Annotated in this window: 3 protein-coding genes; all 3 read right to left on the minus strand. The window is 42.6% G+C overall.

Translation table 11 applies throughout. From position 1 onward, the window contains the following. A partial coding sequence (locus AC075L_RS06675) for a Na/Pi cotransporter family protein (protein WP_476387404.1) occupies positions 1–1,716 on the minus strand: 1,716 nt, incomplete at its 3' end. 272 nt (positions 1,717–1,988) lie between these two features. Continuing rightward, complete coding sequence (greA, locus tag AC075L_RS06680) at positions 1,989–2,489, minus strand: transcription elongation factor GreA (RefSeq protein ID WP_008705914.1); 501 nt, start codon at positions 2,487–2,489, stop codon at positions 1,989–1,991. Between the two features lie 15 nt (positions 2,490–2,504). Continuing rightward, positions 2,505–3,935 (minus strand): NYN domain-containing protein (locus AC075L_RS06685; protein WP_476387405.1); only part of this gene is annotated, 1,431 nt, incomplete at its 5' end.

Raw genomic sequence — 3,935 nt, forward strand, 5'->3', positions numbered from 1 at the left:
GTCCGGATGGCTCTTGACGATATTCAGATGACTGTGAGTATCATACAGATCTTCATTCACCTGCGTCACACAGACTCCAATATTGGAACAATGGTCTGCCACACGTTCCAGACAGGTTGTAATGTCCGAAAGGATAAATCCCATCTCTATTGTACATTCACCGTTTCTCAGTCTCTGTACATGACGACGTTTTACTTCTTTGGAAAGTTCATCAATCACTTCTTCCAGTGGTTCAATTTTCTCCGCAAGCTTCATATCCTGTTTGTCAAAAACTTCATATGCCGTATTTACGATATCTTCTACTGCCTGTCCCAGCACTTCCAGATCTTTCTTTGCATTTTCGGAAAATTTCAGTCCTTTTTCATAAAGCTCCTGTGCTGATTCCATAATATTTACAGCATGGTCGGAAATACGTTCAAAATCCCCGATACAGTGAAGCATAATGGAAAGGCTGTGACTGTCTGCTTCTGAGATATCTTTGTGGCTCAGCTTCACCAGATAAGTTCCCAGTTCATCTTCATAGCGGTCAACCTTGGATTCCATGTTTTCCACACGTTCTACGCCTTCTTCACTGTATTTATCCACCAGACTCAGTGCTGTAAACAGTGCATTGTGGGATTCTTCTGCCATTTTTCTTGCTGCATTGCGGCTCTGCTCTACTGCAAATGCCGGTTTCTCCAGGAAACGAGGCTCCAGGATCATAAACTCTCTGTCCTCTGCTGAAACAACAACGTCCTCTTTTTTGTCCCGGATTGTAAGACAGGCAAGTTTCTCCAGTCCCTTTGCAAAAGGAAGGAGAATGATTGTTGCAGTAACATTAAATACACTGTGGATAACAGCAATTCCTGCCGGTGTTGCTGCCTGATGGAAGAAAGAAAATCCAACAACTGCATTTATAAGATAGAATACAGTCATAAAGATAACCGTACCGATCAGGTTGAAATACAGATGTACTGCTGCTGCACGTTTTGCATTCTTCTTGGCTCCGATTGCAGAAAGAATTGCAGTAATACAGGTTCCGATATTCTGTCCCATAATGATCGGGATTGCTGCACTGAACGGTACTGCACCTGTAAGACACAGGGCCTGCAGAATACCTACGGATGCAGAAGATGACTGGATCACTGCAGTAAGAAGGGCACCTGCTATAACACCTAACAACGGATTTGAGAATTTAAGTAACAGGTTTGTAAATTCCGGCACTTCTGCAAGAGGTTTTACAGCAGAACTCATCATATCCATACCGTACATCAGGATTGCAAAACCTATAAAAATTGTTCCGATATCTTTTTTCTTTGAATCATTGATAAACAGAATGAAGATCACACCAATGATCGCAAGCACAGGGGAAAATGATGTTGGTTTAAACATCTGAATGATAAAATTATCACTCTGTATTCCTGTCAGACTTAAGATCCAGGAGGTGATTGTAGTACCGATATTGGCACCCATAATCACTCCTACTGCCTGTGATAATTTCATGATCCCTGAATTTACAAAACCTACTACCATAACAGTCGTAGCTGAAGATGACTGGATCACTGCTGTTACTCCTGCTCCCAAAAGCACTGCTTTTATCGGATTTGAAGTAAGATTTTCAAGAATCTTCTCCAGCTTTCCGCCGGAAACCTTCGCAAGGCCATCTCCCATTGCATTCATACCATACAAAAATAATGCAAGGCCTCCGATCAATGTTAATATACTGAATAAATCCATGATTATTCTCCTTTTCCCTTTTCATAAGTATATGGTTATTTAACTTGTTTCCCATCATAACCATGCTTTGTAAAATCATCCCCATGAGAATGTTAAATCCATGTAAAATTTCCAGTCATCATATTCATTCTGTGTAAGGTTCCCATAAATCCATCCGTATTTTTGATATAAAAATAAAAAGAACCATTGCAGGAGATATGACACTAACCGGTGTTCATCTCTTACAATAGTTCTTTCGTCAATCCGGATCCTGTATTTCGACAGTATTATTATCAGAATCCGCGGATTTCTTCATCCTCGGAACCAGTCTTATCAATAGAACGGATTTCCAGGAAATAACTGTAGTTATCATTTACCTTTACTTCCACTCTGTCTCCAACCTTGTGACCTTTCAGAGCCATACCAATGGGAGATTCAATGCTGATGCGGTTTTCCATGGAGTTTCCTCTTATGGAAGTAACCAGTTTGTATTTCTCAATCTCATCGTCTTCCTCGAAATATACCTCTACAATATCATCCATTCCAACTTCATCGTCTTTGGAATCATCAGAAACAATGGTTGCTGTTTTCAGCATATTCTCAAGGTAGCGGATGCGGCTTTCATTCTGGTTTTTGTGCTTCTTTGCCGCATAATACTCAAAGTTCTCACTCAAATCCCCCTGGGCTCTTGCTTCTTTTACAGCTTCGATTGCCTCTTTTCGTACAACCAGCTTGCGATGGTCAATCTCCTGCTGGATTTTCTCAACATCCTTCTGTGTAAGCTTTTCTTTCATGACTGCATCTCCCTTTTACTGTTTTCCAAGTCGTTTCTCTTTCATATATTGTGCCATTTCATCAGAAATATTGTCGATCAGATAATTTTTACTGCTCTGACGTTTCTCATGCCATTGCTGGCGGATCTGATTTTCTGTAGCTTTTATTTCGTCCCGAAGACCTCTGGCAGACATACGGTGGGCACCCTGTCCCATGATGATGATCTGCTCCAGTCCATCGGATGTTGCTACCGTTACCTGATTTTCCCGGCCAATCTTATGAACCGTTTTCTCAATGTACTGATCCGCTGTCTCAGCTTCTTTGGTGTAAACTACATGAATGTTATGATAGGTGATCACTTCCTCTGCATGGCCCTCTATCTTGTAAGCATCAAATACAAGAATTAACGTACATTTCTTAAAGCCCTGATAGTTGCTCAGAATATCCATCAGTTTTGTCTGAGCTGCATGGAGGTTTGCATCTGCCAGCTCTTTTAAATCTTCCCAGGCATAGATGATGTTATAGCCATCTACAAGGAGATATTCTTTTTCTTTCTTCTTAGCAGAAGAACTGTTGCGGTAATAGCTGCCGCTGTCAGATTTTGCAGAAAATGTTCTCTTAAACTGTGGTTCTTTGTAACGCTTGACCGGTCCGAATGTGCGCTCAAAAATTGCTTTCAGCTCTTCTTCATCCTCATAGCTTCCTACGCCGGCATTCCTGGGTGGACGATAACCTGAATCTGTCTGATTGTTACTGTTCCTGTTTCCTACTATACTTTCTTCACTATCCGGTATGGCATTCCCCAGTTCAGACTCGTCAATCCCTTCTAAGTGCATATAATCCTCTACTTCATACCATGGCACCACAAATCCAGCTCCATGAGCACAGAATACAGAACCCGTGGGATTGTCCAGGTCACGTTCGGAATCATATCCAATCTCCTCTACAATTTCATCCTGATTCTGACATGGGGCATAGCCCTTCAATGAACAGAATAATCTGCCCCGTCCCTTTGTATAGGAGGTTACCTGTGTCTGATAATCTCGCATCATTGATACAGGTGCACTCCCCTTCAATACCATCATATCATCCTCATCCGTTTCCGGCTGCTGGAAGGTTCCATTCATTTTCTGAATGTCAGTCATAGCACGCCCTATCATATCCCCCGGAATCTCAAGTCTGAACTCATAATATGGCTCAAGCAGGACACTCTTTGCTTTCTTTAATCCCTGACGCACAGCCCTGTACGTCGCCTGCCGGAAATCGCCGCCCTCTGTATGTTTCAGATGAGCTCGCCCTGTGATCAGTGTAATCTGCATATCCGTAATCGGAGAACCGGTCAGTACTCCCGGGTGCTCCCGTTCTTCCAGATGAGTCAGAATCAGACGCTGCCAGTTACGGTCCAGCACATCCTCACTGCATGCAGTAAAAAACTGCAGACCGCTTCCCGGTTCTCCGGGTTCCAG

It is taken from the genome of Blautia sp. ZXY-1-B12, assembly GCF_056339915.1.

Excerpts from the sequence above, each read along its gene's own strand:
- greA (WP_008705914.1), bottom strand. The coding sequence starts at position 2,489 with ATGAAAGAAAAGCTTACACAGAAGGATGTTGAGAAAATCCAGCAGGAG.